This window comes from Actinomycetota bacterium (genome assembly GCA_030776625.1).
Taxonomy (GTDB): domain Bacteria; phylum Actinomycetota; class CADDZG01; order CADDZG01; family WHSQ01; genus MB1-2.
Genome location: JALYHL010000006.1, coordinates 35,197 through 52,137 on the forward strand (window position 1 = coordinate 35,197; position 16,941 = coordinate 52,137).

The 16,941-nt window shown below is 67.3% G+C and carries 16 protein-coding genes; 12 read left to right on the top strand and 4 right to left on the bottom strand.

Going from position 1 to position 16,941, the window contains the following annotated elements; all coding sequences use genetic code 11:
• Positions 1 to 58 precede the first annotated feature (58 nt).
• The 3 genes from M3N53_10480 to M3N53_10490 all read left to right on the top strand — a co-directional run bounded on the left by M3N53_10480 (position 59) and on the right by M3N53_10490 (position 1,685).
• On the top strand, positions 59 to 205 hold the full coding sequence (locus tag M3N53_10480) for an NOB1 family endonuclease (GenBank protein ID MDP9068751.1): 147 nt from the start codon (positions 59 to 61) through the stop codon (positions 203 to 205).
• Complete coding sequence (locus tag M3N53_10485; protein MDP9068752.1) at positions 202 to 1,143, top strand: D-isomer specific 2-hydroxyacid dehydrogenase family protein; 942 nt, start codon at positions 202 to 204, stop codon at positions 1,141 to 1,143. Before M3N53_10480 ends, M3N53_10485 begins: the two co-directional genes overlap by 4 nt.
• Positions 1,144 to 1,238: 95 nt before the next feature.
• Positions 1,239 to 1,685 carry an Hsp20/alpha crystallin family protein gene (locus tag M3N53_10490; protein MDP9068753.1) on the top strand — a complete coding sequence of 149 codons (447 nt, stop codon included), beginning with the start codon at positions 1,239 to 1,241 and terminating at the stop codon, positions 1,683 to 1,685.
• Positions 1,686 to 1,695: 10 nt separating this feature from the next.
• On the opposite strand, the gene M3N53_10495 is transcribed toward M3N53_10490, so the two are convergent.
• Complete coding sequence (locus M3N53_10495) at positions 1,696 to 2,853, bottom strand: SAM-dependent methyltransferase (GenBank protein ID MDP9068754.1); 1,158 nt, start codon at positions 2,851 to 2,853, stop codon at positions 1,696 to 1,698.
• Positions 2,850 to 3,158: a hypothetical protein gene (locus M3N53_10500; protein MDP9068755.1), complete on the bottom strand. Its 309-nt coding sequence runs from the start codon at positions 3,156 to 3,158 to the stop codon at positions 2,850 to 2,852. Before M3N53_10500 ends, M3N53_10495 begins: the two co-directional genes overlap by 4 nt.
• A gap of 69 nt (positions 3,159 to 3,227) precedes the next feature.
• On the opposite strand from M3N53_10500, the gene M3N53_10505 reads away from it, so the two are divergent.
• From M3N53_10505 to M3N53_10520, 4 genes are read left to right on the top strand one after another with little or no spacing between them, the layout of a single operon-like run.
• Entirely contained in the window at positions 3,228 to 4,253 is a 1,026-nt protein-coding gene (locus tag M3N53_10505) for a fructose-bisphosphate aldolase class I (GenBank protein MDP9068756.1), read from the top strand.
• Between the two features lie 5 nt (positions 4,254 to 4,258).
• Positions 4,259 to 5,521 carry a hypothetical protein gene (locus tag M3N53_10510; GenBank protein MDP9068757.1) on the top strand — a complete coding sequence of 421 codons (1,263 nt, stop codon included), beginning with the start codon at positions 4,259 to 4,261 and terminating at the stop codon, positions 5,519 to 5,521.
• Positions 5,518 to 7,452: a threonine--tRNA ligase gene (gene thrS, locus M3N53_10515; protein MDP9068758.1), complete on the top strand. Its 1,935-nt coding sequence runs from the start codon at positions 5,518 to 5,520 to the stop codon at positions 7,450 to 7,452. The genes M3N53_10510 and thrS overlap by 4 nt, the downstream gene beginning before the upstream one ends.
• Before the next feature lie 34 nt (positions 7,453 to 7,486).
• Entirely contained in the window at positions 7,487 to 7,954 is a 468-nt protein-coding gene (locus tag M3N53_10520; GenBank protein MDP9068759.1) for an HIT domain-containing protein, read from the top strand.
• Here M3N53_10520 and M3N53_10525 read toward each other — a convergent pair.
• Together M3N53_10525 and fusA are read right to left on the bottom strand one after the other, a co-directional pair.
• Positions 7,951 to 8,823, bottom strand: a complete 873-nt coding sequence (locus M3N53_10525; protein MDP9068760.1) for a hypothetical protein — start codon at positions 8,821 to 8,823, stop codon at positions 7,951 to 7,953. The genes M3N53_10520 and M3N53_10525 overlap by 4 nt on opposite strands.
• Before the next feature lie 20 nt (positions 8,824 to 8,843).
• Positions 8,844 to 10,901 carry an elongation factor G gene (gene fusA, locus M3N53_10530; protein ID MDP9068761.1) on the bottom strand — a complete coding sequence of 686 codons (2,058 nt, stop codon included), beginning with the start codon at positions 10,899 to 10,901 and terminating at the stop codon, positions 8,844 to 8,846.
• 111 nt (positions 10,902 to 11,012) lie between these two features.
• Here fusA and M3N53_10535 point away from each other — a divergent pair, with 111 nt between their 5' ends.
• From M3N53_10535 to M3N53_10555, 5 genes are read left to right on the top strand one after another with little or no spacing between them, the layout of a single operon-like run.
• Complete coding sequence (locus M3N53_10535; GenBank protein ID MDP9068762.1) at positions 11,013 to 11,615, top strand: CDP-alcohol phosphatidyltransferase family protein; 603 nt, start codon at positions 11,013 to 11,015, stop codon at positions 11,613 to 11,615.
• The gene (locus M3N53_10540; GenBank protein MDP9068763.1) at positions 11,608 to 12,531 is read left to right on the top strand and encodes a phosphatidylinositol mannoside acyltransferase; all 924 of its coding nucleotides are present in this window, start codon (positions 11,608 to 11,610) and stop codon (positions 12,529 to 12,531) included. Before M3N53_10535 ends, M3N53_10540 begins: the two co-directional genes overlap by 8 nt.
• 2 nt (positions 12,532 to 12,533) lie before the next feature.
• Positions 12,534 to 13,619 carry a glycosyltransferase family 4 protein gene (locus M3N53_10545; protein ID MDP9068764.1) on the top strand — a complete coding sequence of 362 codons (1,086 nt, stop codon included), beginning with the start codon at positions 12,534 to 12,536 and terminating at the stop codon, positions 13,617 to 13,619.
• Between the two features lie 7 nt (positions 13,620 to 13,626).
• The gene (locus tag M3N53_10550; protein ID MDP9068765.1) at positions 13,627 to 14,352 is read left to right on the top strand and encodes an ABC transporter ATP-binding protein; all 726 of its coding nucleotides are present in this window, start codon (positions 13,627 to 13,629) and stop codon (positions 14,350 to 14,352) included.
• The gene (locus M3N53_10555; GenBank protein MDP9068766.1) at positions 14,349 to 16,934 is read left to right on the top strand and encodes an ABC transporter permease; all 2,586 of its coding nucleotides are present in this window, start codon (positions 14,349 to 14,351) and stop codon (positions 16,932 to 16,934) included. Before M3N53_10550 ends, M3N53_10555 begins: the two co-directional genes overlap by 4 nt.
• Positions 16,935 to 16,941: the final 7 nt, after the last annotated feature.

Genomic DNA, 16,941 nt, shown 5'->3' on the forward strand with positions numbered 1-16,941 from the left:
GCCCCCTCCTCTTTCTGTCCAGAGATCCGGCGCCCGTCACACCGCCTAACCTTCCTGGATGATGCACGAGGCAGCGCCGGGCGACCTGTGGGTGCTTCGATGCCGGTCCTGTGGTGACACCTTCACGACCGAGAGCGACGCCGAGCGGCGTTGTCGTAGCTGCGGCAGCGAGGAAGTGGACCTGGCGGACGAGCCGCTCCTGTGAAGCGCGCAGGCGTAGCCATAGAGCCGGCCGCGAGCCCGGACCTGCGCGACGCGGTGGAACGCGGTGGGGGACATGTCGTCGACGTGGGCGTTGCCGACGCGCTGGTGTGGGTGGATCCGGCGGACCCTCACGGTCTGAAGGAGCTGTTGCGCGCTTGTCCGGCGCGCTGGGTCCAGCTGCCGTTCGCCGGGATCGAGTCTTTCTTCGCCGCTGGTGCGATCGACACCTCGCGCACGTGGACCTGTGCCAAGGGGATCTACGGGCACTCGACCGCCGAGCACGCGCTTGCGTTGATGCTCATGGCGGCGCGGCGGTTGAACGTGCACGTGAGCGCGACCTCGTGGACTTCCCCGCGCGGCGTTGGGTCGGGCTTCGGCGCCGCCGAACGCCGGCTTGCGAACTGCACCGTCGTCATCGTCGGAACCGGGGGCATCGGCACTGCGCTGGCCACGATGTTGCAGCCCCTGCGGGCGCGGGTGATCGGCGTCAACCGCTCGGGCCGGCCGCTGGCCGGGGCCGAGCGCTCCGTGAGGATCGAGTCGCTCGGAAGCGTGTTGCCGGAGGCCGACTTCGTCGTGTTGGCCGCGGCGCTCACCCCCGAGACGGCGGGCTTCATCGGGCCGGCGGAGCTGGAGGCGATGAAGGAGTCGGCGTGGCTCGTGAACGTCGCGAGGGGGGCGCTCGTCCATACAGATGCCCTCGTCGAAGCGCTCCGCAGCGGCGAGATCGCAGGCGCCGCGCTCGACGTGACGGACCCCGAGCCTCTGCCCGACGGGCACCCGCTCTGGACGCTGCCGAACGCAGTCGTCACGCCCCACGTCGCCAACACCTGGGACATGGCGCTCCCGGAGCTCACGGCGCTCGTGGAGCGGAACGTGGTGCGTTTCGCCTCGGGCGAGGAGCTGGAGGGGCTTGTCGACCCCGCAGCCGGGTACTGATGTGAGTCGGAAGCACTCAGATTACCTGTTGACAAAGACAACAAGTTGTTCTAAGATGGCGGCGTAACAGAACGGCGAGACTTAGGAGGTGCAGCATGCGTCTCGGTACCATCCCCAACGGGCGCGACGTCGACGACGTCTTCCAGAGGTTCTTCGGGTCCGACCTGGCGGGGTCGACCCCCGGGTGGAGCGGCTTCAACGTCCCCACCGACGTCTTCCACAGCGGCGACAAGCTCGTGATCCGCATGGACCTCCCGGGCGTGAACCCGGACGACGTCGAGGTCACGGTCCAGGAGTCCACGCTCCTGATCAACGGCAAGCGCAACTTCCCGTACGACGCCGAGGGTGCCCGGTTCGTGCGCCGCGGGACCTTCTACGGTGACTTCACCCAGAAGGTGGCGCTGGGCAAGGGCCTGGACGTCGAGCAGATCAGCGCGCACTACGACAACGGCGTGCTCGAGCTCACGATCCCGTACTCGGCCGAGGTTCAGCCGAAGAAGATCTCGATCCAGCGCGGGAGCGAGAAGGCGCTGCAGAACTGAGCTACTGGTGTCACGAGAGACCGGCCTTCGGGCCGGTCTCTTCGCGTTCGGCGACGATGAAAGAGGGCGCAGGGATCCCGCGGATGCCGGCCATCACGCCGAACCCCCCGAGGCCTGCCGGATCGGCGAGCGCACCGAGCGCCTGCCGTCGTGACAGGGCCTTCAGCGCGACGGCGCCCTCACCGTCGGAGGATGCGCGGGCGAACTCCTCACGGAGGGAGGTATGCAGGTCGTCGAGCCCGAGGTTCTTCAGCACCTCTCGTTGCGGCCGCGGCCCGATCGGGATCTGACGAGCCCTCGTCATAGCCACACGGATCGACGTCCAGTTCGCGTGCGCGGTCAGGTCCTTCTCGCCGGGCCGGCTGAGAGAGAGGTCGTCGGCACCTCCGGATGAGTAGGAGACGAGGGTCCCTTTCGGACGCCGTGCCGCGTCGGCCGCCTCTTCGCCGTAGTCGATGAAGATCCACGCGCCGCGCTGGAACCTCGTCGCGGCGTGCGCGACCAGCGACTCGGCGGCGAGCGCTACCTCGAAGCGGTGACCGTCCGGCAACTCGACGCCACAGCGATCGAGGAAGCGGCTGAGCTCGGGGTTCGACGGCGGTCGCAGCTCGGTGGTCAAGCCCCGCCCATCCGTTGTGACACAGACCTCGAACAGGCTCCCGTCGCGCGCCTCGACCAGATGCACCGGCAGGTTGTCCAGTACCTCGTTGGCGAAGAAGCACCCGGCTTCGGTGGCAGGGGCTTCGGCCACCGAGCGATGCCAGCTGACGTTGGCGAAGCGGTCGAGAAGTCGCCGCTGCCTCTCTTCGTTCTGGGGAACGCGCTCGATCAACCTGAGCTGGAGCGCGGCGGCGCACGCGCCTGACAGCGACTCCAGCACCGAGGCGGCGAAGCCTCCCTCTCCCGGTCCTATCTCGATCACGTCGAAGCGCGCGGGGGCTCCGCACAGCTCCCACACCTCTTCGAAGGCGCGACCCCAGAGTTGCCCGAAGCCGGGATCGAGCTCCGGCGACGTGACGAAGTCGCCGTTCCAGCCGGTCCGGGTTCCACCCGACGCGTAGTAGCCGAGCTGCGGGTGATAAAGCGCCAACTGCATGTAGGCGGCGAACGGCATGGGGCCCCGCGACTCGATGCGCTCTATGAGATATCGCTCGAGCGGCGGGGTCACGACCTCTTCTTGGCGGCAGGCGGGACCTTCGCCGCGGCCTTCTGCGCCTCCCGCCGCATCCGCCCGTACCACTCCCTCTTGTCCCCGTGCGTCTTCACGTGCTCCAGCGCGAGGTCGGCGACGCGGACGACGTCGGCGTGGAGGGCCTGGTCCGAGTAGAGCGCGATCAGCCGGTCGTACGGGCCGGTGGAGTCGAAGCCCGCACCGATCGCCTGCTCGTAAAGCTCGGTCGCCTCGTCCACGCGCCCCAGCTGCTCGAGGTTCTGGGCTCGCAGGAACTGTTTCACCACCCGGACCGTGTCCACGTCGTCAATCGTAGGCTTGGAGAAAGCCGACACGCGTTTGGATCTCGACCAGCGGATCAAGGAGGATCAATGGCTGCCACCGACCTGGCATCGACGGCGAAGGCCCTCGTGGCCGAGAACAAGGGCATCCTCGCCGCGGACGAGAGCTTCCCGACCATCGAGAAGCGCTTCAAGGCGATCTCCATCGAGTCGACGGAAGAGAACCGGCGCGCTTATCGGGACATGCTCTTTACTACCCCGGGGCTCGAGGAGTTCATCAGCGGCGTGATCCTCTTCGACGAGACCATCCGCCAGTCATCAAGCGACGGAACGAACTTCGCCGAGCTGCTGCAGAGCAGAGGGATCATTCCGGGCATCAAGGTCGACGCGGGAGCCAAGGACCTGGCGCTGTTCCCGGGAGAGAAGGTGACGGAGGGCTTGGACGGCCTGCGTGGCCGGCTCGAGGAGTACCGCGAGCTCGGGGCCCGGTTCACGAAGTGGCGGGCGGTCATCAACATCGACGGCGACGACATCCCGACACGCTTCGCGCTCAACGCGAACACCCATGCCTTGTCCCGCTACGCGGCCCTCTCGCAAGAGGCCGGGCTCGTCCCGATCGTGGAGCCCGAGGTGATGATGGACGGCCCGCACTCGATCCAGCGGTGTTACGAGGTGACGGAGCAGACACTGACGTCGCTGTTCGAGCATCTGACCCTCCATCGCGTGTCGCTCGAGGGAACGTTGCTCAAGACGAACATGGTGCTGTCGGGCAAGGAGGCAGGTGACCGCGCCGGCGTCGAGGAGGTCGCACGCATGACGGTCGATTGCCTGAAGGCGACGGTTCCGGCCGAGATCCCCGGCGTCGTCTTCCTGTCCGGTGGTCAGAGCGATGAGGAGTCGACGGCTCACCTCAGTGCCATGAACCAGATCGGCGGCTTCCCCTGGGAGCTGAGCTTCTCGTACGGCCGTGCGCTCCAGGCGCCGGCCATTGCTGCCTGGAAGGGAGACCCCGCGAACGTCGAGGCCGGTCAGAGGGCGCTGTATCACCGGGCGAAGCTGAACGGCGCGGCTCGTTCGGGCGCCTATCGCCCGGAGATGGAGAACGAGGCAGCCTGAGGAAGGTGGTCGCGGCCGTCGCCGTTGCTTGCGCGCTGTCGCTCGCCGCGACGCTGCCCGAAGCCCCAGCATCTGCTCAACCTCCTGTAGCGGAAGGAGACCGCGCCGCGATCCAGGCGTTGCTGGACCGGCGCGCGTTGGCGATCCTCGACGGCGATCGCGCCGCGTTCATGTCCACCGTCGGCGGGTGGTCGGAGGATTTCGTGGCGCGCCAGAAGACGCTCTTCCGCGGCCTTCAGGACGTGCCGTTGAGCTCGTTCCGGTACCGGCTCGCGTGGGAGCGGCGTGGCGACCTGGTGCGGCGTTCGGACGTACGGCGCTACCCGGGAGCCGAACGCGTATCGATCCCGCTCACCGAGGAGCGATATCGCATCGAGGGGTTCGACCGGCGCGAGGCGGTGGAGGACCTCTACTACACGTACGTGAAACAGAACGACGAGTGGTTGATAGCGGAGGACACCGACCTCGACGACCTCACGTTGTACTCGGCGCGGCACCTGTGGGACTTCGGGGCGCTCGAAACCGAGCGCAGCGAGCACTTCTTGATGTTCTCGCACCCCTGTAGGAACTGCGACCGACTGGGCGATGACTTCCTCAGTCTGGCGGAACAGGGACTGGCCCGCGCGCGCCGCTACTGGCAGGGACCGTGGAACGAGCGGATCGTGGTGCTGGTCCCACGCTCGGGAAAACAGCTCGAGAGGATGATCCAGTCAACGTTCGACCTAGACAACTTCGTCGCGTTCGCGTACTCGACCGTGGACGGCACCGACGGTGTGGACTACACCGGTCACCGGATCATCCCCAACCCCCGCGCTTTCAGCGGGCGGGCGAGCGAGTCGGTCCTGCAGATCCTGGCGCACGAGCTGCTGCACGTCGCAACGCGCGACTCCGCGGGTCCCTTCGTGCCGGTGTTTGTGGACGAAGGATTCGCCGACTACGTCGGCCATGATGCGGCCCCCGGCGCGCTGGCGTTCTTCAACTCCGACGTCGCGGCCGGCCTGTTCAACGGGGAGCTGCCGGAGGACTTCGAGTTCACGATCGGCGGGGGAACCGAGATCTACCGGAGCTATCAGAAATCACAGTCTGCGATCAGGTACTTCATCGATCGCTTCGGGCTCACCGCGTTCAACCGCTTCTACCGGAGGCTTGGCCGGGTCGAGATCGCGGCCGGGACCGCGCGGTTCCACATAGACCGCGCCCTCCGCGCGACCACGGGCATCGGCTACACGGCTTTCCAAGAAGCGTGGACAAGTAGCATCGGAGCATGAGCAGCCCGGTTATCGCAGACGGAGCCACGGACGGGTTCGGGCTGGCCAAACAAGCCTCTGTGCCCGGCCCCCTTGCGCTGGTCGTCGACGGGAAGCAGCGAGACCTAGCGTTCGTGCCGCCGGCAGGCGCGCCGGTCGAAGTTGTCGCTCAGGACACCGAGCTTGGCCGCGAGATCATGCGGCACTCGACCGCGCACGTGCTCGCGCAAGCGGTTCTGCGGTTGTATCCGGAGGCAAAGTACTCCATCGGCCCGCCGATCGAAGACGGCTTCTACTACGACTTCGACGTAGACAAGCCGTTCACCCCCGAGGACCTGGAGCGCATCGAAGAAGAGATGCGCAACATCGTCAAGGAGAACCAGCGCTTCGAGCGCGAGGAGGTCGAGCGGGACCAAGCGCTCGAGCTCTTCGCCGACCAGCCTTACAAGGTCGAGATCATCGAGGGCGTCGATGCGGGTGATCCGACGCAGGAGGAAGCGGCCGAGGGAACCGTCATCTCCATCTACAAGAACGCGGTCGCGTCCGACGGCGTCGTCTCCTTCGTGGATCTGTGCCGCGGCCCGCACGTACCCGGGACCGGCCGCATCAAGGCCTTCAAGTTGCTCCGCAGCTCCGGCGCCTACTGGCGCGGCGACGAGAAGCGTCCGATGCTGCAGCGCATCTACGGCACGGCGTGGGAGTCCAAGGACGCGCTGAATGGGTATCTCAACCGGCTCGAGGAGGCCGAGAAGCGCGACCACCGGAAGCTCGGTCGCGAGCTGGAGCTGTTCTCGTGGCCGGAGGAGGTCGGGCCGGGACTCGCGCTATGGCATCCCAACGGCGCGATCGTTCGCATGACGCTGGAGAACCTCGCGCGCGACATGCACATCGAGCGGGGTTACAAACCCGTCTTCACTCCCCACATCGGCAAGGGCGTGTTGTGGCAGACGAGCGGTCATCTCGATTTCTTCCGCGAGAACATGTATCCGGCGATGGAGGCCGAGGAGGGCGAGTACTTCGCGAAGCCGATGAACTGCCCGTTCCACACGCTCATCTTCCGCTCGAAGACTCGCTCCTACCGCGAGCTCCCATTGCGGCTCTCCGAGCTGGGAACCGTCTACCGGTGGGAACGTTCGGGCGTCGTGCACGGGTTGCTGCGTTGTCGCGGATTCACCCAGGACGACTCACACATCTTCTGCCGGCCCGATCAGGTCGTCGACGAGATGCTCGGCGTCGTCGACTTCTTCAAGGCGCTCTACGGCACGGTCGGCCTCGGCCCCGACGAGGTGCATTTCTCGACGAAGCCCGAGAAGGCCGTCGGCTCCGACGAGCAGTGGGAGCACGCGGAGGAGGCGATCTCGAAATCGCTGGCCGCGGCGGGGCTGGAGTACAAGGTCGCAGAGGGGGAGGGCACGTTCTACGGGCCCAAGATCGACATCCACGTGCGGGACGCGATCGGGCGTCTGTGGCAGGTGTGCACGATCCAGGTGGACTTCCAACTACCGGAGCGCTTCGGGCTCGAGTACACTGACGAGCGGGGTGAGCGCATCCGTCCGGTCATGATCCACCGGGCTCTGTTCGGCTCCGTCGAGCGCTTCATGGGCGTGCTGGTCGAGCACTTCGCGGGCGCGTTCCCCACCTGGCTCGCGCCGGTGCAAGCGGTCGTCATCCCGATCGCGGACCGGCACGTGTCGTACGCGCAAGAGGTGTTGGAGCGTCTGCAACCGCGCGGGATCCGCGTCGAGGTCGACGATTCCGACAACACCATGGGGGCCAAGATCCGCCACCACCAGATGCAGAAGATCCCCTACATGCTCGTGGTGGGGGACAACGAGCGGACGTCGCAGACGCTGTCGGTGCGTCGCCGGACCGGCGACGAGACACGCGACGTCACCGTCGAGGACTTCCTCGAGGAGATCGGCGCCGAGATCGCCGAGAGGAAGGTCTCGTAGCGACGCCGTGGAGCGGCTGTGGAGCCCATGGCGGATGGAGTACATGAGCACCGCGGGTGAGCACAACCCCAGCGGCTGCATCTTCTGTGACCACCTCACGCAGGGAGACGACGCCGCCGCGAACATCCTCTATAGAGGCGAGCACGTCTTCGCGATCCTCAACGCGTTCCCGTACAACACTGGCCACCTGATGGTCGCGCCGCTCCGGCACGTGGCCGACGTCTCCGATCTGGACGTCGCAGAGAGGGGAGAGCTCTTCGAGCTCACCTGCCGCGCGGTCGACATCGTCCGGGATGCGATGGGGGCTCAGGGCTTCAATACGGGGATGAACCTCGGCGCCGCCGGGGGAGCGGGCATCCCGGGGCATCTGCACATGCACGTGGTGCCGCGCTGGGGCGGCGACACCAACTTCATGACGGTGACCGGCAACACCAAGGTGCTGCCCGAGATGCTGGCCGACACCTACGCGAAGCTGAAGCCCGCCTTCGACGCACTGAGCTAGTTGACGAGGCGCTCCATCACCAGCCCGATGACGACGGCGGCTGCGCCCACGGCCATCCAAAAACGGCGCCGCCTCCTGCGGAGGTCCAGCGCGGTGTGCACGACGCTTGTAAGCCAGTCCCGATCCGGCCCCGGGCCGGCGGCACTCGCGCTGGCCGCGAGCCACGTTTGGAGATGTGCCGAAGCCACATAGGGGTCGGCGACGGTAGCCATGAAACCCAAGGTCGGATCTTTGGGGCTGAGCCGGCTCACGTCCCAGGTCGGCGCGAGATGGATCCCCGGGATCACCGATCTCTGCCACGCCTCCGAGACCCCCTCCTTCTGCTCGCGGGCGCTCTCGAACAAGAACGGTTCGTTGAGCGCAACGAGAAGGTTGGGGATCTGATACGTCGACCCGATCACGGGAAGGAGGCTCCCCTCCCGATAGGAGAACATCCAGGCGTTGTTCCCGGGGAGAGGGAACCGTCTGGTGTGACCGAAGATCGGCGTGCTCCAGGGGGTCGGATCGATCCGGACGCCCTTTACGGAGGAGCGCGGGATCGCTGCCGTCGCCGTCATGTGGTCGGGGTGAAAGATCTCGAGGGCGGACTCCCTGAGCCTTATACGTGCAGGTTTGGCGAACCCGAGCCGGATACCCCTGACACCGAGCGCGATCAGCAAGACAGCGAGGAGCCCAGGGATCAGCGCCAACCAGACGATGGCGGGTTCATCCGACGTAAGCGCGCCGTAGATCATCCCGCCGCTGAAGTACGCGGGAACCAGACCCGTAAGAAGCAGGATCACGCCGAACACACGTCGTCCCCACCTCCTCCAGGCGGATTCCAGCAGGGGGATCTCTACGTCGAGAGGCTCGTCCGTGGAACCGTCCACCACCGCTGCCGCGGAGTCCTCTAGGTGGTCTCCTTGGCCGCCTCCAGGACCTTCTGGGCCACGTCGTGTGGGACCTCTTGGTAGTGCGAGAAGCTCCACGAGAACGTCCCCTTACCGCCGGTCATCGAGCGCAGGTCGGTGGCGTAGTGGTGGACCTCCGCGAACGGGACCTTCGCTTTGACGATCTGCTTGCCGCCGCCGACGGTGTCGATGCCCTCGGGGATGCCGCGACGCTTCTGCAGGTCGCCCATGATCTCGCCGGTGAACTCCTCGGGCACCATCACGTCGAGAGACCACACCGGCTCCAGCAGCGTGACCCCCGCCTTGTCGACCGCCTCCTTCATGGCCTGGGATCCCGCGAGCTGGAAGGCCATGTCAGAGGAGTCGACCGGGTGGAACTTCCCGTCGTATAGCTCGACCTTCAGGTCGATCATCGTGAACCCGGTCCCGACGCCGGAGTCCATCGCCGCCCGGACCCCCTTCTCCACCGACGGGATCCACTGGTTCGGGATCGCACCGCCGAAGATCTTGTCTTCGAAGACGAAGCCGCTGCCGCGCTCGAGCGGCTCCACCCTCAGGTTGCAGATCCCGTACTGGCCGTGGCCGCCGGATTGCTTCACGTGGCGCCCCAGCACCTCGGCCTTGCCGCGCAAGGTCGACCGGTACGGCACCTTGAACGGTACTTCCGCGACCTCTACGGAGAACTTGCGCTTCAGCTTCTCCAGCACCACGTCGAGATGCGCGTCGCCCATACCCCAGAGGATCGTCTGGTGGGTCTCGTCGCTGCGCTCGAGCTTGAGGGCGGGGTCTTCCTCGATGATCTTGTGCAGCCCGATCATCAGCTTGTCCTCGTCGCCCTTGGTCTTCGGCGCGATCGCCTTGGGCAGCAGCGGCTCCGGCGGCTCGATGCCTGCATAGACGACCGGAGCGGACTTGTCGGCGATCGTGTCGCCGGTGATCGTCTGCGCGAGCTTCGCCACCGCGCCGATGTCACCCGCGACGATTTCGTCGACCTGTTCCTGCGTCTTGCCTCGCATCGTGAACACGTGTCCGACGCGCTCGTCGACCTTCCGCGTGGCGTTGTGGAGACTGGTGTCTCCCTTGAGAACGCCGGAGTAGACGCGGAAGAAGCTGACGCGCCCGACGTAAGGGTCGGTCATCGTCTTGAAGACCAACGCGGACAGCGGCCCGTCCGGCTTGGGCTCCCGCACCTCGCCACCCTCGCCCTCTACCGGCGGGCGCTCGAGGGGCGACGGTCCGGCTGCAACGATGATGTCCAGCAATCTGTCGACCCCGATCAGGTTCGACGCCGAGCCGACGAGGACCGGGAACATCTGGGCTTCGTCCACGCCGTCGTGGATCGCATGCACGATCTCGTCCCGGGAGATCTCGCCACCTTCCAGGTATCGCTCGAGGAGGTCGTCATCGGATTCGGCGACGGAGTCGAGGAGGTCGGTCCGAACTTCGTCGACGCGCGCTTGCCGCTCGTCGGGGACCGGGACCTGCGCGACATCGTTCCCGCTGTAATCGAAGGCCGCTACATCGATGACCGAGATGACGCCGTGGAACTCGCTCTCCCGCCCGAGTGGGAGCGACAGTGGCGCAACGCCTTTCCCGAACCGCTCGCGCATCTGCTCGAGCGTGTTGCGGAACGACGAGTTTTCCCGATCGAGCTTGTTGACGAAGACCATCCGCGGGAGCTCCAGCTCGTCCGCGTAGTTCCAGGCAGCCTCCGTCTGGACCTCCAGACCCTCCACGCCCGAGACGACGAAGATCGCGAGGTCCGCCACACGCATCGCGGCGCGCATCTCGCTCGTGAAGTCGGCGTAGCCCGGCGTGTCGAGGACGTTGATCTTGTGTCCGTTCCACTCGACCGGCGCCAGCGCGGTCGAGATCGAGATGCCCTTACGGATCTCTTCCTCTTCGAAGTCACATACCGTGTTCCCGTCCGTGACCTTGCCCATGCGGGTGGTGGCGCCGGAGCGATAGAGGAAGGCCTCGGCGAGCGTCGTCTTCCCGGACCCGCCGTGTCCGACCAGGACGACGTTGCGGATGTTTTCGGTCGGGTAACTCTTCACGCGACCTCCCCTGTATGGCCCGCTGGTGTTAGGCCGGCCATCGTATTCCGCACTCGGTGGGGCTGTCGTGCTGCCCAGGGACCGGCCGCGGCCCGTGACTAAGATGCCCGCGTGCTCGACCAGAAGATCAGAGGCACCTGGAACAAAGCGCTGGCGCCGGTGGGCCGGGGTCTCGGCCGCCTCGGTCTGACGCCGAACGCGGTGACGGTTCTGGGCGTCGCGATCCAGGTCCTCGTTGCGGTCGAGATCGTCCGGGGGAGATTGTTTGCTGCGGGCCTCATCGGATTTGTCGGCGCCATGTTCGACGGATTCGACGGCGCCGTCGCGCGCGCACAAGGGAAGGTATCGAAGTTCGGCGCGCTCTTGGACTCGACGACCGATCGTCTGACCGAGACGCTCTACCTCCTCCCGCTCGCGTGGCTCTACGGCGTGGCACCCGACGTCGCAGAGCGGGACGAGCCTTGGGTCGCGGGGGCTGCGATGACAGCGCTGGTCTTCGGGTTCCTCGTGTCGTACGTGAAGGCGCGGGCAGAGGGTCTGGGTTTCGAGTGCCGCGTGGGGGTGGCGGAGCGCGCGGAACGCATGATCCTCCTCATCTTGGGCCTGTTGTTGGACCTCGTCCCGGTCGCGATCGTGGTGCTCGCGGTGGCGTCGGCGATCACGTTCTTGCAACGCCTTCTGCACGTCCGCAAGCAGTCGGCCACGGTTGCGTAGATCCCGCAGGCCTGCGGATGAAGGCAGGCTGATCCAACTCGTCTATTACGCCTATCTGGCTTTTTCGAGGATCGCCCTCGCGATCCCCGAGGGGCTTGCGTACGCCATGGCGCAGTTGGTCGGGAGCGTTGCTGCTCGCAGATCGAGCAAGCGCGCGATCGTGGCCCGGAACCTCGCCCGGCTGACGGGTGAAGAGCCCGATTCGGCAAGGGTGCAAAAGCTGGTGGTCGCCGCGTACCGCTCCTACGCGCGCTACTGGCTGGAGACCTTCCGTCTTGTCCGCGAGGGGCCCGAGTTCTTCCTGGACAGGTTCCGTTGTGAGGGGCAAGAGCACCTCGACGGCGTCCTCGCGCGGGGCAAGGGCGCGATCATCGTGATCGGTCACCTGGGCAACTGGGATGCCGCCGGCGCCTGGGTGGGGGCGCGGGGCAACTCGCTGGTCACGGTCGCGGAGGTCCTGAGGCCGCGCCGGATGTTCGACTTCTTCGTCGAGCACCGCGCCCGGCTCGGCATGACGATCTACCCGGCGGAACGCGGCGTCACGGACAGGCTCGTTGCCTCCGTCGAGTCGGGTGCCGTCGTCGCGATCCTCGGCGACCGGGACCTGAAAGGGACGGGGCCGCGGGTGACGTTCTGCGGCGAGGAGGCAACCTTCCCGGCGGGGGCCGCGTCGGTCGCGATGCGCACGGGCGTCCCGATCGTGGTCGCCGGCATCTACGGCGTCGAGCTGGAGGCGGGGAAGAGAGGGTGGGCCGCACAGATCTCGGCCCCCATCGAGCTTCCCGACCCGTCAACGCCCGAGCCGCTGCAGCATCTGACGCAACAGGTTGCGGACCATCTAGCGGTCGCGATCAAGAGACGTCCGGAGGAGTGGCACGTCTTCCAGCCGTTCTGGATCGCCGACCGCGTCGCGTAGCGGTGAGGGTCGCGCTGGTATGTCCGTACGCCTGGGACCGTGACGGAGGCGTGCAGTCGCACGTCCGGTCGTTGGCGGAGGCGTTGCGCGCCCGCTCGCACGACGTGACGGTGCTGGCGCCGTACAGGTCGCGTCCTCCGGAATCAGACAACGGGGCGGTCCGGGTCGCGAAGGCGATCGGTGTGCCGGCGAACGGCTCGGTCGCTCCGATCGCCTTCGGCCCTCTCGCCGCAGCCGCTACGCGGCGCGCCTTGCGGACGATCGAACCCGAGGTGATCCATCTGCACGAGCCGCTCATCCCGAGTGTCTCTCTTCTCGCCTTGTGGAACGCGAACGCTCCGTTGGTCGGGACCTTCCACGCGGCCGCCGACGCGAGCTACGGCTACCGGTTGGCGGCCCCGGTGTTGCAACGCGCGGCCCGCAAGCTCGCGGTGAAGACGGCGGTGTCGGATGCGGCGCGGGACCTGATCTCCCGGTACATCGCCGGTGACTACGCGTTGACCCCGAACGGCGTCGACACGAGGCGGTTCGCGGAGGCCGAGCCCCTGCTGCAGCGATCGCGTCCTACCGTGCTGTTCCTCGGCCGGATCGAGAGGCGCAAGGGCCTCGAGGTTCTGATCCAGGCGATGACGCGGCTGCGCGACCTGGACGCAGAGCTGGTGGTCGCGGGGTCGGGACCTGAGGAACGGGCGGCAAAGACCCTCGCCGAACGACTCCAGGTCGCGGCCAGGTTCCTCGGGCGCGTCGCGGATGAGGACGTGCCGGGGTTGTACCGCAGTGCCGACGTCTACTGCGCGCCGGGTCTGGGAGGGGAGTCGTTCGGCATCGTGCTGGTAGAGGCGATGGCGGCCGGTGTTCCCGTCGTGTGCTCCGACCTTTCCGGTTTCCGCGCCGTCGCGGGGGGAGCGGCAACGCTGGTGCCGCCGGGACAAGCAGGGCCGCTTGCCGATGCGATCAGAGAGGCCTTGACGGACGAGCGACGGGCGGCGGAGATGAGGAAGATGAGTGCGCTGATCGCGCAGGCGTTCGACTGGGGGCGGCTCGTGGACGGCGTCGAGGCGATCTACGCGCGCGCGACTCCTCGATAATCAACCGGTGAGCCTTACGGAGCCCGCTCCCGTCTCTCGACCCGAGCCTGCAGCGGCAACGGTGTCGGCCCGCGGCGTGTTCAAGACCTACCACCAGGGCGGCGACGCTATCCGCGCTCTGCGCGGGGTCGAGCTCGAGGTGGGCAGGGGCGAGTTCGTCGCGATCACAGGGGCCTCGGGCTCCGGCAAGTCGACGCTCCTTCACGTGCTCGGAGCGTTGGATCGACCGGACGAAGGTGATGTCGCGATCGAAGGGCATCTCCTTGCCGCCCTCTCGGACGAGGACCTCGCGTTGCTTCGGCGCCGCAGGATCGGGTTCGTCCTCCAGTTCTTCAACCTCTTGCCGACGCTCAGCGCGCTCGAGAACGCGGCCTTCCCCCTGCTGCTCGACGGGCGCGCCGACGCGCTGGAGCGAGCGGCGCGGTCGCTGGACGCGGTCGGCCTCGGGCACCGGAGCGATCACCGGCCCGCGCAGCTCTCCGGTGGAGAGCAGCAAAGGGTGGCTTTGGCGCGGGCCCTCGTCACGCGCCCGGCGGTGGTCATGGCCGACGAGCCGACCGGGAACCTCGACTCCGTTACCGGGCAGGAGATCCTGCGTCTCCTCCGGGCCACCGCGGACGAGGGTCAGACGATCTTGATGGTCACGCACGACGAGAGGAGCGCCGCCTACGCGGATCGGGTCGTGCGGCTGGCCGACGGGGTGCTGATGGACGTTGCTTCGGACGGCACGTGACGGCCGTAGCCGTTCTCCTGCGTCGGATCAACCTGCGGCATCTCTCGCGCAAGAAGCTGCGCACCGCTCTGACGGTCGCGGGCATCGCCGCGGGCGTCGCGCTGATGTTCTCGATCTCGGTCATCAACGCCACATTGCTTTCGTCGTTCCGGTCCAGCATCAGGGATCTCGCCGGGGCGGCGGAGCTGGAGGTGGCGGCGACGGACACCGCGGGGCTGCCGGAGACCTTCGTCGAGCGGGTGAGCGGCATACCCGGGGTCGAGGGAGCCGTGCCCGTCGTGCGAACCACGACCGAGATCCGAGGCCCCCGAGGTGCCGAGCGAGCACTCGTGCTCGGGATCACGCCCGACTTCACCTCCTTGTTCCCGCAAGACGCAGGCCCGCTCGCGAAGGTGAAGGTGTCGGGCGGGTTCGGCGCAGAGGGCGAAGGGCTGCTCGTGGCGCGCAGCCTCGCCGCCAAGATCGGGCTCGCGCCCGGCAGCCGTCCGACCGTCGAGACCCCGTCGGGCGTCGAGCGCGTGGAGGTGTCCGGAGAGATATCCGGCGGCGCGGTGGCGTTCCTGAACGCGGGCGACCTCGGCCTCATGCTGCTTCCCGCGGCGCAAGAAACCTTCGACAGGCAAGGCCGCGTCGACTCCATCTACGTCGTCGTCTCTCCCGGCGCGGATCTCGCCGCGGTCGACGCCGCGATCGAGGCGGAGCTCGCCGGAGCCGGACTGGTGGGGCCTCCGGGGGAGCGTGGGCAAGGCCTCGAGCGGGTGTTCTCCTCGCTTGCGACGTTGCTCTCGATGGGCGGAACCGTCGCATTGTTCGTTGCGCTCTTCGTCGTCTACAACACGATGTCGATGTCTCTCGCGGAGCGCAGACGTGAGATCTCGATGACGATCGCACTCGGCGCGCACCGGCGTCACGTGTTCGGCGCGTTCCTGGCGGAGGCGGTGGTGTTGGGCACGACGGCGTCGGTGCTGGGGGTGGTCGGCGGGCGCTGGCTCGCCAGCTTCTTGGTCGAGCGGGCCGCGGATGACTTCCTCATCCTGTCCCTCAGGGCGGCGGGTCCCGTCGTGGTGCAGGGCTCCGCACTCGCGGCCGCGGCGCTGGGAGGCGTTGCCGTATCCCTTGCGGGCGCGTACATCCCGGCTCGACGCGTCCTGGCGGTCGCGCCGATCGAGTCACTCAGGCCGGTCGCGTCGTACGAGTGGGACCCTCATTCCACCCGCTTCGGGTCTCGCGTCACCCTGGGCGCCGGCGTCGTCGGGATCATCTTCTCGGTCCTGATGCTGGTCGCCTTCCTCCAGCATCCGGAGCAGAAGTGGATCGTCACCTTGGGGCTGCTGTTCGGCCTTACGGGGGTGACCTTCCTGCTCCCACACATCGTTCCCTTCGCCATCGCCGTGTTGCGCCCGCTGCTCGTGATCTCCTTCGGCACGATCGGGAGGTTGGCGTCGGACGCTCTGGCGAAGAATCCGCGACGCAGCACTTTCACGGTGGCGGCTCTCGTTCTGACGCTGGGTCTGGTGGTGGGCGTCGCCGGCGCGCTCGGCTCCTACGAGCGACAGATCGAGAACACGGCTACCGCTCTGATCGGCGCGCCGATCTACGTGACCTCGAAATCCTTCACCGGCCTTACCTCCGACCAACCGCTGCGCGCCGACCTGCGGGATGACCTCGCTTCCGCAGCCGGCGTCCGCTACGTCTACCCGATCCGATTCGCCCTGCTCGACCTGGGGGCCGAGCAGGGCCTGGTGTACGCGCTTCCGGTCGAGCAGGCGCTGAGGGAGGGGGCAACGACCGAGCTGAGCTCCATCACGCAAGATCCCGAGGCGTTCCTGAGCGGCCTGGCCGACGGCGGCATCACCATCTCGCGGCTGGCGGCCGAGCGTTTGGGGGTGGGCGCTGGGGACACGCTGGCGCTGCCGACACCCTCGGGCGAACAGAGCTTCGAGGTCGCCGCCGTCTTCGACGACCTGTTGAGCTTCAACTCCTTCTATCTCGACCTCGCCACGTACCAGCGTCTGTGGAAGGACGACAAGGCCGACGAGTTCGGCGTCCTGCTCGAACCGGGTGCATCGGTCGCGCAGGTGAAGCGAGACCTCCAGGGGGTCGTGGCTGATGCCGGCGCTCCGGCCAGCGTGTTCGAGAAGGACGAGCTCGTGGGGCGGATCCTCGAGGTCGTCGGGGGGACCTTCCAGCTGGCGAAGGGTGTGCAGCTCGCGGCGCTCGTGGTTGCCGCCGTGACGATCGCCAACACGATGTTCACCGCAGTCCTCGAGCGCCGCTGGGAGATGGGCCTCGAGAGGGCGATCGGCATGGGATCGTCGCAGCTCGGAGGAACCGTTCTCCTGGAGGCGGGCTCCATCGGGCTGATCGGCGGCGTCGGCGGCGTCCTGCTCGGCACGATCACGGCCTTCTTCATGACTCAGGCGATGGAGGCAGAGTTCTCCTGGGTCATCGCCTTCCAGGTGCCGGTCGTCTTGATCCTGGTCGCGCTCATCGGCTCGGTCGCACTGGCCGCCGCTGCCGGGGTGGTTCCGAGCCGCATCGCGGTTCGCACTCCGATAATCGAGTCTCTTCGCTACGAATGATGAAAGG

Bases quoted from the DNA above. Each gene is read 5' to 3' on its own strand.
- M3N53_10480 (MDP9068751.1), top strand. From the start codon at position 59: ATGATGCACGAGGCAGCGCCGGGCGACCTGTGGGTGCTTCGATGCCGG.
- M3N53_10490 (MDP9068753.1), top strand. From the start codon at position 1,239: ATGCGTCTCGGTACCATCCCCAACGGGCGCGACGTCGACGACGTCTTC.
- M3N53_10505 (MDP9068756.1), top strand. From the start codon at position 3,228: ATGGCTGCCACCGACCTGGCATCGACGGCGAAGGCCCTCGTGGCCGAG.
- thrS (MDP9068758.1), top strand. From the start codon at position 5,518: ATGAGCAGCCCGGTTATCGCAGACGGAGCCACGGACGGGTTCGGGCTG.
- M3N53_10520 (MDP9068759.1), top strand. From the start codon at position 7,487: ATGGAGTACATGAGCACCGCGGGTGAGCACAACCCCAGCGGCTGCATC.